The following is a 16,079-nucleotide window of genomic DNA, read 5'->3' on the forward strand; positions in this document are numbered from 1 at the left end:
AAAACCTATTTGTGTTAAAAAATATGTTTTTTTATTAAAATGAGTATTATAATTTAATTATATTTAATTACATTTTTATAAAGTTGCGCATTTTGGATATCTGAAGGAATACTCCAACTAATTTTGATATTATATTGTTATAGATAGTCCCAAAGATATGTAACCTTTAGTGCGGATTAGCATATGTTAGTTAGTTTCATTAGGTTCAGGGAAATAAAAAAGACGTGTAGAGATAGTGGAAAGGAGATGTCATAGAGATGGGTTTGAAACATATAAATAACAAAATTGAAAATAGTAATTACGATTATCAAGCTCTAGGAATTGCATTGTCATCTATTCTAATTGCATTTGCTAGTAGTTATGCAGAAGGTCCCTACATAAAACTGTTGTTGCTATTGAATGCGATCATTTTTATATGGTTATTTATTCGGAGTGTAAGAAAACGTTCAAGAAAGCAACCTAATAAGTAGAGTTTATTCTTAACTTTAAGATAGGGAACGGCTGTTAAAGTTGTGTCTTGAATAATTGTAAAAAAGAACAAAGCTACGATATATTATCGTAGCTTTGTTCTGCTCTCATAAGGTTTGTTGTATTTACAACACTTGTACCATTGTCCTCATCTCAGGTTGCTCAAACTTTTCCAAAAGTACCTATCAATAACTTTTCACTACAAATTTCTTATCAATAGAGTATTTGTTCTTTAGATAATTCAATGCTTCCATAACCTTATCAAAATCAGATTCTCCAACACCATCAAGTGTTAAGTGAGCAGGGGTTTGATAACTGATCTTCCCGTCATAACTCATTAGAATAAAGATAGCCGGTTTTAGATTCTTACCGTTTTTTGCCCAATCGACTTTCCCGTAGCAAACGTGGTATTTCACTTTTCCATTAGGATTATGGTTAGCTGTGATAACGACTTCATCTATGATGTTATGTACTTTGTGCTCCATGAAATCACTCCTTAAATAGTATAAGGGAGAGTTTCGATGCGGAAGTGCGATTCACCTGCTAAAAACGGTTAAACAAACGTTTGATTGAGGCGCTATCCCTTAGTATCTATTAATTCCAAACCATTCTCACCATATTTATCAATCGTATCAAAGAATTTCAAATTGTTTACCTCGAACATAGCAAAGCCTTCGTAGGTTAACTGATACTTTTCAAGTCTATATATTTGATGGCGTAGCATTAATTCCGATAGTACATTCACAACCCCGCCAACTTTATCTGTATTATGGATCTCTTGTTGGAGGGTGCCGTTAATATATAAACCTATACTGTCGTTGTCACCTTGGACAATTAACTGTAGTTTTTCTTTCATAATCTCTGCCTCCAATGCTAAACAGGGGAATACTTCTAGTATATATGACTACGTTTTCGTACACCAAGGGAAAATGTTTTGTATGCAAAGGGAAATCAATAGAATTATAATCTGTAATCTTCATTTGATGATATAATCTAAAAAAATTTTGGAGGTTATCATATGTATAACAATCAAGCAGTAGAACATCTTTTAACTGGAGCAATGCTAAAAGAAGCACTGGAGTTAAAGATGAAGGCAGTTAATGAAAAGTTGTGTAAAGAGAAGAATTTTACATTCGAAGAGGTTGAAACAGTTGATGGGCGCAATAAGTATATCTTGTTGCATAGTTCTAAAAATACGAAAGACACCCTTGTCTTCTCAAATCACCTACAACTCAAAAAGCATTTATACAAAGATAAGGATGAGAAATATAGAGAACAATTTAGAGAACGATTGGTCAGACAAAATATAACTTTAGCCACTGAAATGGGGTGGACAATAAAGGAATCTGAGGGACGAGTAAGTGTCGATACAGGTAATGGTAGAACTTATTGGTTTTTAAGTCATTCGTCAGTGAGTAGATTTCTATTTAGATCGAAACCTTCCAAATAAATTAGAAAATGAATTATAACGGCTTATCCTTTTTAGGATGAGCCTTTTTACATGAATGCAGTCTCCATATGTGGACCACACATCATATGTGTACCACATATCCCGATGCTGCACGATGCAGTAGCGGGTTATAAAGAGAAATTGCTCTGTTTCTGATTTGGAGGATTGGCTTTTATTGCTAGTATTCTTGTTTGGTACTCTACCATTATCAAAAATAGCGATAATGCATTATAATAAAGGAAGATAGTTAAAGGTTGGTGTTTATCATTAGAAGAGTATACAAAATTAGTTTTTGGGAATTCATGTTTTTCAGTTCAAGTGCACTAGCATATATCATTTTGATGGACGATGCATTTTTAAGCTTCTTATTACCATGTATCCTTATGATGCTTTTTGCTAAAAAAATCGTAGATTTAAAGTTGGTTAAGCTGAAGAAGGAGATTTTGCAAGATGTTTCTAGAAGGCTTGAAGAAATAGAACAGTCTGAAGTAAATCCTCACGAAATAGAAAGAAAATCCATGAAGATTTTTGAGGAGCACAAGAAGCGGATCGTTAACGAATTCAAGTCAACTTTTCCTAAGTTTATCTTTACCACTTTGTTGCCCGCAGCATTTATTGTGAGTGTGGTTCCGTTAGTTAACAATGAGACATTTAGTATTTTGTTCACTACTACTATAATTTTTATATTTGCAAAGATTGATATTAAAGTTAACGCAATAAAGGAATTAGAACTGCCAAAAATTAAATAATACCAGATGAAAAAGCGAGAAAAACTCTCGCTTTTTTGTTGTTAACGGTGTAGATGTTGGAGCAATTCTCCATAATCAGAAATGTGGATGTCAGCCTCAACATTTCTATTGTTGTACAAACAAGTTTTGATTCCTAAAGGTCTAGCTGGCATTAAATCTAGTTCTCGGTCGCCAATAACTAAATCAATGTTATATCTTCCGTGAACATATTCATATGAGCTTGGGTCCGGCTTTTTAGGAAATTGATCATCTGCACAAATAACTTCAGCAAATAAATCTGTTAAATTCCAAAACTTTAGGATTTTTACTGTTGAGGAACATTCTCTGTTCGTAACTAAAACATTGAGCTCACTCTTCATTAATACATCTTTAACCCCATTAAATAGGGGAAGCTCGTTAATAGGTATACTTCGATTTATTTTACGAAATTGCTCAATGCTTTCGTCAGTTTGTTTGATGGAATAATAACTGAAAAGCTCCTTAGAATTTATTTTGGTCAGTCGCTCAACCACCTTTCGATCAGCTTGGATGTCATAATGTTTTTCAGCAAATATGCAGAATGTATCTATTAAACTAGGAACAGTATTAACAATGGTTCCATCTAAGTCCCACAAAATTCTAATACGCATCACCACCTTGTAAAAGTTATAGTCCAATTACTAGGAAAGTCAACTTGGTTGAGCGAACGTAAAAAAGCAGCAGAAGCGTTCTGCTGCTTTTTGTATAGAATATATCTATCTTTATTTGACTTTGACTAATCGTCTAATTTAATCGTATAACATTGACTCAAATCGAATTTGTATACAAACCATGTTAATTTCTTAACAAAGTCATCTTCATTTTTGTATTCTTCGATGGCTTCTGAAAGCTCATGTAAAGCAGGTGATGGGTCCGTACCTTCTTTATGTAGAAGGCGTATTGGAACATTCATCATCTTTGCCCAAACCAATTCGATTCCTAATTCGGTCGAATTAGAAGATACGTCTGCAATAAACAAGTCGTATTGTCGCAAATCCTTTTTAGAAGCATTGCGACGAACGGAATTTTCGTACGGGAAGATAAAAGTGAACATGTCGTAGATAGCACAATTCCTGATAGGTTCATAAATCTCTTTTTCATAATCCATGTCCCTTGAATGACCAATAAAAATCTTCATCGGCATTTCCCCCGTTCATAGGATTATTTATTACTGCGATAGAAAATTCTAGATAATGCTATTCCTACTAACCCAAGACCTACAAATAAGAGAGCTCTTACAGATATTGATACGACAGGTAAATCAACGAAGATCAGTTTAATTAATGTGAAAAACATCATACCAATGCCCACTAAACGCAACTTCTTATTATTTCTAAGGATTCCATATCCTACTATCATTATCGCATAAAGCGTCCAGGAAAGTGAAAGGAAGAGGTGTTGAGCGTTATAAGACATTGAGCCTGTTACTACCATGCTAAGCTTCGAAATGAAGATTAAAAGGCTAACCAATATACAACTTCCCATTACGTTTACCAATGCAGAAACCACTTCTTTTCTTTCATAGTCCTTTCCAATTTTCATGATCATAAATTGAGTAATGATTAACATAATCCATGAGAGTGTTTCGTAGGAGAGGAATTGAGAGATATTTAGGTTTAGTGTGATAAGTGCTGCAATACTATAGATAGCCAAACCGGAATAAAGTTGTAAATTAGCCTTTAAAGAATAGCCTAAAAATATACTAATGACACCGTGTATCAGCAATAGTGTGGTAACTTCTTCAATAGAAAATAGTCTTAATAAACAAATCATAAACGTGAGCGAGCTGATGGATAAAACAATACCTGCTTTCATAGAAGCATGGTCTTTCATTGTAAAGATAACGGATAGAATTCCATAAACCATTACAGAAACAAGCAATGTGAGGTCGAATTGTTCACTATTCAGTATTGAATAACTCCATAATAATGTCAGTCCCAAACTAGGATATAGCGCCCTCATCGCAGGTTTACTATATCGTGCTTTAGGAATGAAGAGCGTCAAAATTGCAATGTGTTGTATCAAAATACCTATTAGCAAAATTACATCATTATTATTAGGTGCAAGCAGGTTAAATACTGCATATGTAATGTGAAGTAATCCAAATGCCACGTAAAATAGAACAGTGTGGTCTTTCCATCTAGCTAAACATATGACTGCCAAAGATAGGATTAGTTCGTATCCTGCAAATACATAAATGTTTGGTTCAGGACTATCGATAAGGAACGGAACTAAGTACCCTCCAATTGTGATGAAGACTGCCAATGCTTGAGAGTTCTTCTTTAATGCAGTTACTACACCTAAGGCGATCCAGATTACGTTTAAAAGAAATGCTGGTGTAGGCGAAATATAATCATAAATAAAATGGACTGCAAACGTTGTTAGCATTAGAAGACTGATTGATCCTCCTAGTAAAACAATACCTAATGCTCGCCTATCTTTATGAACCTCGCGTCCACCTAGCCAATAGAGGAGTCCTGCAACTGAAAATCCTAGAATACACTTAACAGAATCAGTGATCACTCCCATATCAGTTGCTGCTTTGAATCCCCAGACAACCCCTAGTAAGAGAACAAATAGGAAGATTCTCGGTAACCATACCTGTCCTATGTGCCTTTCCCAATCTACAGGTTCTTTTTTGACTGATTTCTGTAAATCGTTGCTGTTAGCTGTCTGAGTGGAAACCTTATTTGTGTGCGGTTTTGAGCTATCGCTAATTTGTTCTGAAGTTTTCAAGTGCAGTGAGGATTTTAGTTCTTCTACTTCTTTTTCAAGCACATTTACTTTTTTCTTCAACTGTTCAAACTCTAGTTCTTTCATTTATTCACTCCTTCCGTTGAAAAGACTTTTCTTTGAATAATTCATTAATTATAGTATTTTCCATTTATTATTTAGCCTTAAAAGGCTAATAGTTATCTATCATGGTACTAAAAACCCATTTGTTCTGAAAATTCAGTAAAATAATTCTATACTTCAGTCAGTAAGATTATAATTGAGCTGAACTCCAATATATGAAGGGTGGCGTTACTTCAATATGATGATATATGTAAAGTTAGTGATATGGTTCTTTTTCTTCATGATAATGTCTATGATTTCACCTTCTCTCTATGTGGTGTGGTTGGTAATACCGTTGGTCGCAGAGTTAAGCTATAGGACCTTTATTTATGTTCGAGCAAAAATACATATTAACAGAAGGGAGAAACGCCTACCTTTTAACAGAGAGTACATTGATGTTTGGTGGAGGAAGAAAGATAAGAAGATATCGAAAAAGAATCAAAAAGAGTTTGATAAGAGGTCGGAAAAGGATAGGAAATATAAAGAAGAAATGCTTAAGCGTTATGGCGTGAAAAAGAGTGATGAATTGCCTGAAACTACCCCAATAACCTCACAAGATGATTATAAAACTAGGGCATACTACGCAAAATTGCGAAAGATTGCTTTCTTTGGTTCTATGTTTTTAGCTACCGTAATATGTGGTTTTATCCTTAAAGATCCAGGAGCAATAGTGATAGCTGCCGCTCCCATTTTTATCATTTGGGCACTAGGATTGTTCATTAGTGCAAGTTTCATTACTATTCGAGGCAACCGTCACCGAAAAAGGAAAAAGAAAGGTCTTTCGTATAACCAAAAGTATATTGACATCCAAGATGATAGGGAAGAATTTTGGCTTGAAGACTATGGGGGCGATAGTTCGAATAGTTATGTTGTTTCGGGAGAGGTTCAAAGAGATAGTTGGAGAGAAGAGTATGAAAGGAAAAAGGAATTAGAACAAAAAGCAATCGATATGAGAGCTTGGGGTCACCCTGGTCAATACGATATTGAACTGGATGAAATCGATTTTGAGCTGGGAAGAAGTCAGTTACAAAGGGAATTCGAAGATGAAATTTACGATTACGAAAGAGAGGATGATCGTATATGATAGGAGAGAGTATCAAGTTAATATACCTCTATGGGTTTAGTTGAGGGAAAGGTGCTAATATAGCATCTTTTTTTAATGCTGCTGAGAGTAATTGTCTATTAATGGTGCCTTTGCAAAAAATCTTCTAAATATGTTTTCACCACTTTTTCTACACGGTGATATTATTAGGAAAATAAAATCATTAGATTTAGAAGGAGACTAATAAACATGACAATGACACAAACTTATCGCGCATTAACAAAAAAGCAACTTGAGGAATCGGAGAAATTTCCTATGGTGTTCGCCTTCAGTAATGAACAATTTGAGTCAGCCATGAAAAAGCTTGGGCTAACCAAAAATGATACTAACAAGATCTACTCAGTTGGTGGAGGAGGTTTTATAAGACGAACAGATGCTGAAGCACTCAGCGAAATGCGTTCTAGACATGATAATGAAATGAATGAAGCCATTGAAGGAGATCTTACAGGAGAAGGGTTCATTAAGGAGATGTTTTCCTATGAGCTTGCAAATCATGAATACAGTTATACAGGAGATATCGAACCTGCATTGGATGCGCTTGGTCTAACAGTTGATAAGGTTAATGCAGATAAAAGACTATTGAGAGGACTCAAAATGGCTATTAATGAGCAAAGGTAAATTAGATAGACAATTAATAGAAAAAGCAGATGGACATTGTGACCATCTGCTTTTTTATATACTTTATTAGGAATACTGCATACTTCTTCGCTGTTTATTCACTTCAGTTAGAATGGTTTCTTTATGTTGTCTCCAGGTATATTCGGCAGCGTCTTGCTCCATGATTTTCATGAATTCTTCAACCGAGGTTTCTTTTATGATGAATTCTGGCAAGCTATCGATTTTGGCAACTTTATTTTTAGGACGATACTTCTTCACGATGTTATCAATAGCATTCTGAATGGGATCGATATGTTCATTAGTAGAAGTTGAATTTACCGCCCCTTCAGCATCCGCTTGCCTTGATAACACCGTAGTGATATATCCAATTGGATTTGCGATATCGTCTTTATATCTAACGGTCTCCAACAACTTCAGGATGTTCTCCTTTGGGTGCGATAGCCATTGATTAATTACTTTATCGGTTAATTTGATTCCAATCTCTAATGCGATTTGACGTATTTCATCTTTGTCAGTATCGGTCCGGTCTTTCTCATTACTCGTTCTATGGTCACTTAATGATGAGTCGGTGCTGTCGGTGTCTATTTGACGGATAGCCTTCTTATTACTAGTGATGATGAACTCAATACTTGTTACCTTTCTTACAGTTTTGATTTCATTGAATTCGAATCGGATATCAGTTTTTTGATTAATTTCATTTTGAGCAACCAGGAGGACTTTATTTTTAAAATGCCCATATTGCTTATACTTGTTCTGCTCAATACCTAGCAACGATCTCAAGTCTGCCATTGTTAATTGGCGTTTCTTAATCTTTTCATATTGCTTCAGAAGCTCGTATATCCTTATAGAGTATACAGAATTAAGCCTCACAACGTTCTCTAGTTGATATGTAGTAAACTTCTCTTTGAGTTCTAAGAATAGGTCTTTAAGGTCTGGGTGAAATTGGAGTGTTATGTAACCTTCATTAGCTTCGTATATCGAAGTTATGACCCAACTATAATCGCGCTCTTGCCCATCTTTCCTGATGGTTAGGACTTTGGTTTGTAGACCTTTAACTATCTCTTTTAAGTGTGAATAAAATCCAGTCCCCTTCTTGTTTCCAATGATTTCGATAAAATCCCTAGCCGCGAAACTGTATGTCTTCAGCGTTTCATCACTAGGCTGAACCTTAGATGCCATAACTAGTAATATCCTTTGTTCCTGCAGAGATAGTTTATATGTACTTTCTATTAAATCGTTAGATTTTGTCACCCAGTTTTTTATATCTATTTTTTGTAATTCGTTACCTGTTCGACTATTTAGTCCGCTCATAAATGTCGCCCCCCAAATTAACTATCACTAAACTACCATAAGGGTGATAGTATGTAAATGACAATTACTCAACATGCTGTGTAAATAATGAAAGCTATGTTTATAAACGCAAAAAAGGTGATAGTTAGCGCAAAATAAGTGATAGTTAGTTGCGAAAGTATCCAAAAGCTTAAAGGGTGATAGTTAGTTTATAGCAAAAGAGACGCAAAAAAGGTGATAGTTAAGAGTGAAGAGGGGAAAACGCGCAAAATAAGTGATAGTTAACGCAAAATAAGTGATAGTTAGCGTCTTCCTGTTAAGCACAAAGAGTTAACGTTCATACTCTACAAATGGAAAATGCAAAAAGTGATAGTTAGTTGCAAGAAGTGTATAAAAGTACAAAGAGTGATAGTTAGTTTATAGCGAAAGTGACGCAAAAAAGGTGATAGTTAAGAGAAAAGAGGGTAAAACACGCAAAAAAGGTGATAGTTAACGCAAAATAAGTGATAATTGGCGCAAAATAAGTGATAGTTAAGGAGAAATGGATATAGAATGACGCAAAATAAGTGATAGTTAAGATGCGGTTTTAGCTAACGCAAAAAAGGTGATCGTTTATATAGCTGGGAGATGACAAGAAAAATATGAAAGTGAAAACACAAAAAAAGTGATACTTGGATAAAGACAGGAGCTAACGCAAAAAAGGTGATAGTTAATGTCCTTACCTTCCTCAAACGCAAAAAAAGTGATACTTAGCGCAAAAAAGGTGATATAACGGCGCAAAAAAGGTGAGCGTTAAAAGCAAAATAAGTGTTAGATAGAGCAAAAAAAGTGATAGTTAACGCAAAAAAGGTGATCGATTGCGCAAAAAAAGTGATAGTTAGAAGTCCTGAACATCTGGTATGAGTGCGTTTCTCGACTCTTTAAAACAATAAACAAGAAAAACATCTAAAACAATAAAAAACAATATAAAACAAACAAACATGGATGTTGCTCATATTATATTTACCTTAGTTTTTTCGTATCTACAGATTTTAATATAACAAGCAGCGTAATGCACGAAGGTCTGCATAATAAAAGTAAAAAACCTTGCTATAAATCTATAGCAAGGTTTTTTGTGTTAGTTAGAGATTAATATCAGGAATTTCAATAAGGATTAGCAGGATGGTAGTTGAATAAAAAGAGAGTGTCTTTGGTGTGAACGAAAGGATGAATCATTTGGAAAAGAAAACTCATGTTTTTAGCAAAGGAGAAGAGATAGCTAATTCCATTACACATGGAATTGGCGTCCTCGTTAGTATAGCCGCTCTAGTTCTTCTTATTGTATATGCATCTCTAGAAGGGACAGCTTGGCATATAGTAAGCTTTACAATCTTTGGAGTTACGATGACGTTATTGTATACATCATCAACGATGTTACACAGTTTACCTAAGGGAAAAGCAAAGAACGTATTTGAGATTATGGATCACTCATCGATCTATTTCTTTATTGCAGGGACTTACACACCATTCCTGTTTATTGCAGTAGAGGGTCCACTGAAATGGACGTTATTTGGAATTGTGTGGGGTCTAGCCATAGGCGGTACGGTGTTCAAAGTCTTTTTTGTGAGGAAGTATCTTTTCATCTCTACTTTGATGTACGTCATTATGGGATGGATGATTACGTTAGCCTGGAGCCAGTTAAAGTTAAATATGCCGGACCAGGGGATAGATTTTCTGGTCATAGGAGGAGTTCTCTATACATTGGGAGCTGTGTTTTATATGTGGCGTGTCTTTAAATATCATCATGCCGTGTGGCACCTATTTGTATTGGCTGGTACAATCTTTCATTTCTTCGCTGTGATACTCTATCTATTGCCTTAGGACGAATATCATGTTCATTTGGAAGTTTGTTAACATAATTGGGACAAAAGACCACCTCCTCTGGTAAAATATAACCAGAGGAGGTGTAATTTGTAAGAGAATGTATTTTAAGGAAAAATAGAGTTTTTTACATGGGAACAGCCTTAAAGCAATTCCAAACTCTAGTTAGAGGTAATCAATTGTTTTTCATCTTTACCGTGTTTGCTTTCTCCAACAGGGGAGAGAAAGTAAGGGAATTAAAGAAAAACACTAACTTCTCTTGCTCGAAATAAAGTTTCATTTTATAAAGTGAATGGAATTGAGGTGAGTAGACAACATGTTAAAAAACTCTGCGTTTAGAAAACTCCTCTCAGCTAAGTTTTTCTCAACACTGTCATTGGGCTTTCTAATCATACCGTTATTAAAGTGGATTGAACTATCAACCAACCAGACAGAACATCTATCGTTATTTTTCTTCTTTAATGCATTGCCTTTCTTATTACTATCGATCCCAGTCGGAACATGGACACAGAACCGTTCAACAAAGAAGATTTTATTATACACAAGCCTAGCTATGGTCGCTTTCGGAACTATCTTTATGCTGAATATGAATGACCTTTCATATCATTGGGGTTATGTTTTCATTATGTTAGACGCAATAGCTGTACTATTTTTATCACCAGCTGAAAAATCGATGATCCCTAAAATAGTTGAAGATAAGAAGTTAATCCATGCTAATAGTTATTTTAGTTTTGTAGAGACCATTCCTTTGGTCATATCGAATATCATAGTCGTCATTCTCATTCAAAACGGCGTACCGCTTACATATTTAATTGGAATCTCGACATTATGTTGGTTCATATCAGCGATTTTCATTTTTAGAATGAAATCAGAAGAAAGTACGAGTAGTGTGATGAGGAGCGAAGCGAAGGAGAAATTCATCAGTAAGATGAGTAAAGATGTTATAACTCTCTTTCGAAATAAGACTACATTGATGTTGTTTACGTTCTTCTGTTTATTCCTTATAATAAGCACACCTGCGGAAGATCTCTTGATAGTTAATTACTTAGTCGAGGTGTTAAAGGACGGAACTGAAAACTTAGGCTATTTTAATGCAGCATTTATCCTTGGAAAGGTAATTGTACTGCCATTTATACCATATTTATATAAGAAGTTTGAGAGAAAGATTTTTGTCATACTTCCGTTCTTCATTTACTCTATTTATTTACTAGCGATGCATGCAGAATCTCCATTATTAACGGTCATTATTTTGAGTATGATCTTTGGAAGTGCCAGGAATATCTTCTTCGTTTCATTGGTCAATTACATACAAGAAGAAGTCCCTAAAGATATTCACGGAAGCGCATTCGGATTGCACGTTTTTTTAAGTAGGGGACTAAAAGCACCTGTGATGTTGGTAGTGACATTAGTTATTAGCAGCAGTGGAATCCTTAGTACCTCCTGGTATCTGGCTATCCTTTGTACATTCCTAATGGTCTTAGGGATATTCTTCTTCCCTAGCATAGGAAAAGGAGACAAGGAAGAGGTAGGTATAGAAGAGGTTGATCACGGAATAGAAAGTGATAGAGACGTTTCAGCTTCGTAATTGAGTATACTTTGAGCACATTGATATTTATGATGCATTTTGGTAAAGTTAGAAACTACTAATATAACAACATAAGAAAAAGTCCTAGTGATAGAGCGAATGCCTACCTAGGACTTTTTCTTGTTTATGGAAATCGCCCCTGACTTTTTTTGTTATTTCGTGGTATAATTAGAACGAGCGTTCTACCGTGAAGGATGTGTTCTGATTGGAAAATGAACCTGAATACTTCAAGAAACGTACCCAAGAACAATTTCCTCATTTGACTGAAGCGATGCGTATATTGCGCCAGGCACTAAAAGAAGATGAAGCTGAACTCCAAAGATTAAAAGAACGGAAAGATAAACAAGGTTAACCTCTCTTTTTTTATTGTTTTGTCGAACTGTTGTTCTTAATCGAGTCCCATAACGTTCTTCATGGAGGTAAGCGATGAATAAAGAAGAAAAAGAAAAGAAGAAAAAAGCATTGATTGAACATTATAAGAGTTTTTCTGATAAGCCTATTCCGAAGGTTGAACCGCATCCGTTGATTAAAGAATGGAAGAAAAGGAGAAGGGAAAATGAGAGGCGCTAAAAACCGTCGTAACGCTCTTATTAAAGAAATACGAATGGCTAAAGATAAACCTATCGTGTTGGATAAGGTCGAACTAACGAATGATCCCGTATTCAAACGTCTTGAATGTTTAAAGAGAGAGCTAAAAGGAAAATTATGTGGATGGTTTTGAATTTGGATAGAAAGTTTTTTGGCTCGATGAACTCGTAAAAAAGAACGGTGAAGAAGCGGGAAGAGAAGTAGTGGATACTGAAATTGAACTTCGTTATGAAGAGGTGCAATTCCTACCAATACCCGTCCGATTCACAGAACAGATATACCATGCACCCCCTATATTCTATCGACCTGTACGCCATGTTATCGCAGTAGATATACGGCGGGCTATCGTGTGTGCGTATAGCCTCGCCCAACCCCGCGACCCTCTGCTACACACATTCCTATTGGACGGATGGGTACGACGAGTAGTCACTATCAACATGTTTTTCGCTCAAATCAGAGGGCAGTTTCTATTTCCCTCTACGTACCTCGCTAACGATCTGTTCCAACATATCATCACTCATTAGACGATTTGCTAACCGAACAGAACGTTCAATAGTTTGCATGTTCCTACCAAAGATAGCCAACAAAAATTCACTGAATTCCTCACTTGTTAACAGGGAAGCTTTTTGCATGGCAGCCAAAGCCACGACTATCTCATAGTCTTTTGCACTTCCGCTCATGTACCTTTTGCGAAACTTATTAATTGTCTCCTGTTTGGTAAAGTTGTTCAAACCAATCACTCCTTTTATTTGTCTATTACCTTATACGATTGCTCTTCTGGAGAGTTAAGTAAGAAAATTAAAAAGTTTATACGATTTTTTTAGATCCTCATTTCTTTTGGCGAGAGGATAAGCAAATGATAAAATTATCTATAATAAGCCTTTTGGTTGTGTAACCTGAAAACCAAACTTTAATATGGGGTGTTATAGATGGGTATTTTCAAAAACTGTGAGAGGTGTAATGGAGACTTTTTGAATCTTTTAAGAGTGAAGAAAGAAGATGACTATATTCATGTATGTGAAGGGTGCAGAGAGGGAGAAGCAGTTGAGACAAGGGATTCTATGATGGGTCTATTCGGTCCTATTTATATGGTTAAAGAAGTGGAATACGATAACGAAAAATATGTCACGTTGGTCAATAACGATGGAGACCTTATGGAGCAGAAAGACTTGTTGATTTTATCAGAAAAAATAAAAGAGTTTGCTAGTATCAGAAATATAGGAGAGGCTATAGAAAGGGATAGGAACTCACGATTCTTGAGTGACCAATTAGGCTTGAAACAGAATGAGGATGGTCTGTTTGTATTCCCAAATAATTTTGTAAGAGTAGACCGTCGAGAATTCGATTCAAGCAAACGCGCATGGTCTTTTAAGTGTGGAAATTGTAATGATAAAATCGGTACTAAGACACATCGGTATTACTTCGTGATTAACATGAGTCATCATGGCGCAATGATGTCTGGTTTAGATCGTGCCTGTAGTCCTGAATGTGCTAGAGTAGTAGCAAAAGATATGATACAACGAGAATTGCCAAAAAGATACACGGATCTAATTAAGCCGTTAGATGATTTCCAAATAGATGTGAAAACATGAAAAAAGAAGAACTCATTTGTGCCTTTTGAAGTCGAATAAGTTGTTGTTTTATTATACTAATTCCGAGTTGACATTTAGGTATGGGAAAGAGATAGTTGTAATGTCCCTTTTGTATTCTTTGGAAATGTTATCAATGAGAATCTATTATACAAACGAAAAAAGAAAGATGATTCCCTGTGTTTAGTCCCTAAAATGTTTAGGATGGAAATAAGGAGCTCTTACGAGAACGGGCTGACAACAATCAGAGAAAGGGTAGATAAGATATGTCTCAAAGACTAGTAGAACTCGCTAGAAATTTATACAAAGAAGCCGGAGTTGATCCAGATTTAAATTTACTAATGCCAGCGTTTCATCGCTTAGAGGGTGAAAAAGGCGAAACTACGTACATGGCTATGAATTTATGTATGTTAATTAGTGAGTACAACAACGGTGAGAAACTATACAAAGACGTAAACGGTGAAATGTGGGCAAAAGCAGAAGATATTTTGATGCCGACTAAAGAGGAAGATCAAAAGAACGCAGCAGTAATGTCGGGGTACTTCATTTCATCAGCAGAAAAGTACGGGTATTGTGAAACAACACTTGATATAGTTATCGATGAAATGATAGAAGATTTTGACGGAGAACCTATGAATGATAGCATCAGCGCGTTCTTTATTAAGCCAACAGAGAAAATTTTCGACATCGAGCTTTATAAAAGCATGACAGAAGAAGAAAGAGAAGAACTCATGAAAGAGTTCGAAGAAGGGGATATTTGAATCTGAGCTTTATATCCTAATGTTCGAAACACCTAAAAAAAGACCTCGTCTAATTGACGAAGTCTTTTTGTTATTTTTCCTTAAAATACATCGGGTGTTCAAACTCTTTAAAGAAGACAGGTTCATAATGTTCTTCCCCCATGTCTTTCCACTCCTTTAAATCCCATTTCCCCGTTTTCGTTTTAACGGTTAACTGGTTATACGGATACGTCTCTGTCCCAGGTAACAACTCTAATTGAATCGCATATTCCGTATCTACTCGACCATTCTTCGTAGAGCCGATAATTGCGTTAGGGTACCAATTCATAAATCCTTTTCCGTTTGATCCACCCTTATGCCGGATTGGATAAAAGGATCGGGTTCTTACAGATACATTAACTGCATGTTCTTTCGCTTCTTCTGGTGTATCGAAAGGATCTGTATCAATTACTTTATCGATGAAGTATTCCGATTCAGATTCGATTACATCTTCCCAATCTTCATAGTTTGCATAAATCTCTTTAATTTGCTCATCTACCATATGATCAAATTCATCCTGATATTCACTAACTACTTCCTGCAAGTCTATAATTTTAACTGCCTCTCTAACCCCGACTAGCCCCTCAGCTAATTCTTTAAAACGTCTTAATATACTAAGCGTTTTATATGCCACATCTGTGTCACTGCCCGATACGAAATGATGTAGGACTCCTTCATAGGCAATAACGAAGTGGAAGCCGTTATTGTAGATTTCACGAATGTGTTTCGCTATCAAGGTTAAGTGGATAATTGATAAGAATTCACCCATGTCAGGATATACTTGCCCGTTGGTGATTTCTTTCCTTCTTGGCTTTGGATTGATTGTTTCCATAAAGATCTCAACGGGTTTCCCTGTTAATGTCTTCTCCCTAATCATTTCTATGTATCTCTGTTCGGTTTCTTTTGAAACAGAGAGAGTGTTTGCATGGTCACTTTTAATGAAGCCTGGTTTGGATGTTAAGTAGTCATAAATAAACTCACTCAGAGTAGAATCATCGCTTGAAAAGTGGTCGTATTTTTTTAAGTTCTCAGCAGGGATAAAATCTGTAAGTTTTAAATCTTTAATGCTATTGCTCATCTAAGTCACCTCACTGTGTATAACGAATCATTAAAAATTTACTGGATTTTAGTCCAATGTCAATGTATCA

The 16,079-nt window shown here is 35.6% G+C and carries 19 protein-coding genes; 11 read left to right on the forward strand and 8 right to left on the reverse strand.

Annotated elements, in window-relative coordinates; genetic code table 11:
- Nucleotides 1–653: 653 nt before the first annotated feature.
- The gene (locus ACXAEY_RS24315; RefSeq protein ID WP_474815989.1) at nucleotides 654–953 is read right to left on the reverse strand and encodes a hypothetical protein; all 300 of its coding nucleotides are present in this window, start codon (nucleotides 951–953) and stop codon (nucleotides 654–656) included.
- A gap of 92 nt (nucleotides 954–1,045) precedes the next feature.
- Entirely contained in the window at nucleotides 1,046–1,324 is a 279-nt protein-coding gene (locus ACXAEY_RS24320) for a hypothetical protein (protein ID WP_474815991.1), read from the reverse strand.
- A 162-nt stretch (nucleotides 1,325–1,486) separates the two neighbouring features.
- Between ACXAEY_RS24320 and ACXAEY_RS24325 the strand changes: the two genes are divergently transcribed.
- Together ACXAEY_RS24325 and ACXAEY_RS24330 are read left to right on the forward strand one after the other, a co-directional pair.
- Nucleotides 1,487–1,918, forward strand: a complete 432-nt coding sequence (locus ACXAEY_RS24325; protein ID WP_474815993.1) for a hypothetical protein — start codon at nucleotides 1,487–1,489, stop codon at nucleotides 1,916–1,918.
- A 338-nt stretch (nucleotides 1,919–2,256) separates the two neighbouring features.
- Entirely contained in the window at nucleotides 2,257–2,667 is a 411-nt protein-coding gene (locus ACXAEY_RS24330) for a hypothetical protein (protein WP_474815995.1), read from the forward strand.
- 41 nt (nucleotides 2,668–2,708) lie between these two features.
- Here the strand turns inward: ACXAEY_RS24330 and ACXAEY_RS24335 are convergent, their stop codons facing one another.
- The 3 genes from ACXAEY_RS24335 to ACXAEY_RS24345 form a co-directional block, all read right to left on the reverse strand.
- The gene (locus ACXAEY_RS24335) at nucleotides 2,709–3,296 is read right to left on the reverse strand and encodes an HAD-IA family hydrolase (RefSeq protein WP_474815996.1); all 588 of its coding nucleotides are present in this window, start codon (nucleotides 3,294–3,296) and stop codon (nucleotides 2,709–2,711) included.
- Nucleotides 3,297–3,421: 125 nt separating this feature from the next.
- On the reverse strand, nucleotides 3,422–3,823 hold the full coding sequence (locus tag ACXAEY_RS24340; protein ID WP_474815998.1) for a hypothetical protein: 402 nt from the start codon (nucleotides 3,821–3,823) through the stop codon (nucleotides 3,422–3,424).
- A 23-nt stretch (nucleotides 3,824–3,846) separates the two neighbouring features.
- The gene (locus ACXAEY_RS24345; RefSeq protein WP_474815999.1) at nucleotides 3,847–5,505 is read right to left on the reverse strand and encodes a DUF2339 domain-containing protein; all 1,659 of its coding nucleotides are present in this window, start codon (nucleotides 5,503–5,505) and stop codon (nucleotides 3,847–3,849) included.
- 310 nt (nucleotides 5,506–5,815) lie between these two features.
- Here ACXAEY_RS24345 and ACXAEY_RS24350 point away from each other — a divergent pair, with 310 nt between their 5' ends.
- Both ACXAEY_RS24350 and ACXAEY_RS24355 read left to right on the forward strand, forming a co-directional pair.
- Nucleotides 5,816–6,604, forward strand: a complete 789-nt coding sequence (locus ACXAEY_RS24350) for a hypothetical protein (protein WP_474816002.1) — start codon at nucleotides 5,816–5,818, stop codon at nucleotides 6,602–6,604.
- A 207-nt stretch (nucleotides 6,605–6,811) separates the two neighbouring features.
- Nucleotides 6,812–7,240 (forward strand): DUF7659 family protein, encoded by a 429-nt coding sequence (locus tag ACXAEY_RS24355; RefSeq protein WP_474816004.1) that lies wholly within the window; start codon nucleotides 6,812–6,814, stop codon nucleotides 7,238–7,240.
- Between the two features lie 66 nt (nucleotides 7,241–7,306).
- On the opposite strand, the gene ACXAEY_RS24360 is transcribed toward ACXAEY_RS24355, so the two are convergent.
- A complete protein-coding gene (locus ACXAEY_RS24360; RefSeq protein ID WP_474816006.1) occupies nucleotides 7,307–8,551 on the reverse strand; it encodes a replication initiation protein in 1,245 nt (414 codons plus the stop codon).
- Nucleotides 8,552–9,745: 1,194 nt separating this feature from the next.
- On the opposite strand from ACXAEY_RS24360, the gene trhA reads away from it, so the two are divergent.
- The 5 genes from trhA to ACXAEY_RS24385 all read left to right on the forward strand — a co-directional run bounded on the left by trhA (nucleotide 9,746) and on the right by ACXAEY_RS24385 (nucleotide 12,696).
- Nucleotides 9,746–10,390 (forward strand): PAQR family membrane homeostasis protein TrhA, encoded by a 645-nt coding sequence (trhA, locus tag ACXAEY_RS24365; protein ID WP_474816008.1) that lies wholly within the window; start codon nucleotides 9,746–9,748, stop codon nucleotides 10,388–10,390.
- Between the two features lie 316 nt (nucleotides 10,391–10,706).
- Complete coding sequence (locus tag ACXAEY_RS24370; protein WP_474816010.1) at nucleotides 10,707–11,975, forward strand: MFS transporter; 1,269 nt, start codon at nucleotides 10,707–10,709, stop codon at nucleotides 11,973–11,975.
- A 205-nt stretch (nucleotides 11,976–12,180) separates the two neighbouring features.
- Nucleotides 12,181–12,327 carry a hypothetical protein gene (locus ACXAEY_RS24375; RefSeq protein WP_474816012.1) on the forward strand — a complete coding sequence of 49 codons (147 nt, stop codon included), beginning with the start codon at nucleotides 12,181–12,183 and terminating at the stop codon, nucleotides 12,325–12,327.
- 74 nt (nucleotides 12,328–12,401) lie between these two features.
- Nucleotides 12,402–12,545 (forward strand): hypothetical protein, encoded by a 144-nt coding sequence (locus ACXAEY_RS24380; RefSeq protein WP_474816014.1) that lies wholly within the window; start codon nucleotides 12,402–12,404, stop codon nucleotides 12,543–12,545.
- On the forward strand, nucleotides 12,532–12,696 hold the full coding sequence (locus ACXAEY_RS24385) for a hypothetical protein (protein WP_474816016.1): 165 nt from the start codon (nucleotides 12,532–12,534) through the stop codon (nucleotides 12,694–12,696). The genes ACXAEY_RS24380 and ACXAEY_RS24385 overlap by 14 nt, the downstream gene beginning before the upstream one ends.
- A gap of 334 nt (nucleotides 12,697–13,030) precedes the next feature.
- Here the strand turns inward: ACXAEY_RS24385 and ACXAEY_RS24390 are convergent, their stop codons facing one another.
- Nucleotides 13,031–13,294, reverse strand: a complete 264-nt coding sequence (locus tag ACXAEY_RS24390; protein ID WP_474816017.1) for a hypothetical protein — start codon at nucleotides 13,292–13,294, stop codon at nucleotides 13,031–13,033.
- Between the two features lie 198 nt (nucleotides 13,295–13,492).
- On the opposite strand from ACXAEY_RS24390, the gene ACXAEY_RS24395 reads away from it, so the two are divergent.
- Together ACXAEY_RS24395 and ACXAEY_RS24400 are read left to right on the forward strand one after the other, a co-directional pair.
- Nucleotides 13,493–14,155, forward strand: coding sequence for a hypothetical protein (locus ACXAEY_RS24395; RefSeq protein WP_474816019.1), 663 nt, complete (start codon nucleotides 13,493–13,495; stop codon nucleotides 14,153–14,155).
- 263 nt (nucleotides 14,156–14,418) lie between these two features.
- Nucleotides 14,419–14,913 carry a hypothetical protein gene (locus ACXAEY_RS24400; RefSeq protein ID WP_474816021.1) on the forward strand — a complete coding sequence of 165 codons (495 nt, stop codon included), beginning with the start codon at nucleotides 14,419–14,421 and terminating at the stop codon, nucleotides 14,911–14,913.
- A 70-nt stretch (nucleotides 14,914–14,983) separates the two neighbouring features.
- On the opposite strand, the gene ACXAEY_RS24405 is transcribed toward ACXAEY_RS24400, so the two are convergent.
- Complete coding sequence (locus ACXAEY_RS24405) at nucleotides 14,984–16,009, reverse strand: hypothetical protein (protein WP_474816023.1); 1,026 nt, start codon at nucleotides 16,007–16,009, stop codon at nucleotides 14,984–14,986.
- Between the last annotated feature and the right edge of the window lie 70 nt (nucleotides 16,010–16,079).

This window comes from Anaerobacillus sp. ABA4_114 (genome assembly GCF_056159065.1).

What these genes read in the sequence shown, in the direction of transcription:
- ACXAEY_RS24315 (WP_474815989.1), bottom strand. Translation starts at nt 953, where the DNA reads ATGGAGCACAAAGTACATAACATCATAGATGAAGTCGTTATCACAGCT.
- ACXAEY_RS24320 (WP_474815991.1), bottom strand. Translation starts at nt 1,324, where the DNA reads ATGAAAGAAAAACTACAGTTAATTGTCCAAGGTGACAACGACAGTATA.
- ACXAEY_RS24325 (WP_474815993.1), top strand. Translation starts at nt 1,487, where the DNA reads ATGTATAACAATCAAGCAGTAGAACATCTTTTAACTGGAGCAATGCTA.
- ACXAEY_RS24335 (WP_474815996.1), bottom strand. Translation starts at nt 3,296, where the DNA reads ATGCGTATTAGAATTTTGTGGGACTTAGATGGAACCATTGTTAATACT.
- ACXAEY_RS24340 (WP_474815998.1), bottom strand. Translation starts at nt 3,823, where the DNA reads ATGAAGATTTTTATTGGTCATTCAAGGGACATGGATTATGAAAAAGAG.
- ACXAEY_RS24345 (WP_474815999.1), bottom strand. Translation starts at nt 5,505, where the DNA reads ATGAAAGAACTAGAGTTTGAACAGTTGAAGAAAAAAGTAAATGTGCTT.
- ACXAEY_RS24355 (WP_474816004.1), top strand. Translation starts at nt 6,812, where the DNA reads ATGACAATGACACAAACTTATCGCGCATTAACAAAAAAGCAACTTGAG.
- ACXAEY_RS24360 (WP_474816006.1), bottom strand. Translation starts at nt 8,551, where the DNA reads ATGAGCGGACTAAATAGTCGAACAGGTAACGAATTACAAAAAATAGAT.
- ACXAEY_RS24370 (WP_474816010.1), top strand. Translation starts at nt 10,707, where the DNA reads ATGTTAAAAAACTCTGCGTTTAGAAAACTCCTCTCAGCTAAGTTTTTC.
- ACXAEY_RS24380 (WP_474816014.1), top strand. Translation starts at nt 12,402, where the DNA reads ATGAATAAAGAAGAAAAAGAAAAGAAGAAAAAAGCATTGATTGAACAT.
- ACXAEY_RS24385 (WP_474816016.1), top strand. Translation starts at nt 12,532, where the DNA reads ATGAGAGGCGCTAAAAACCGTCGTAACGCTCTTATTAAAGAAATACGA.
- ACXAEY_RS24395 (WP_474816019.1), top strand. Translation starts at nt 13,493, where the DNA reads ATGGGTATTTTCAAAAACTGTGAGAGGTGTAATGGAGACTTTTTGAAT.
- ACXAEY_RS24400 (WP_474816021.1), top strand. Translation starts at nt 14,419, where the DNA reads ATGTCTCAAAGACTAGTAGAACTCGCTAGAAATTTATACAAAGAAGCC.
- ACXAEY_RS24405 (WP_474816023.1), bottom strand. Translation starts at nt 16,009, where the DNA reads ATGAGCAATAGCATTAAAGATTTAAAACTTACAGATTTTATCCCTGCT.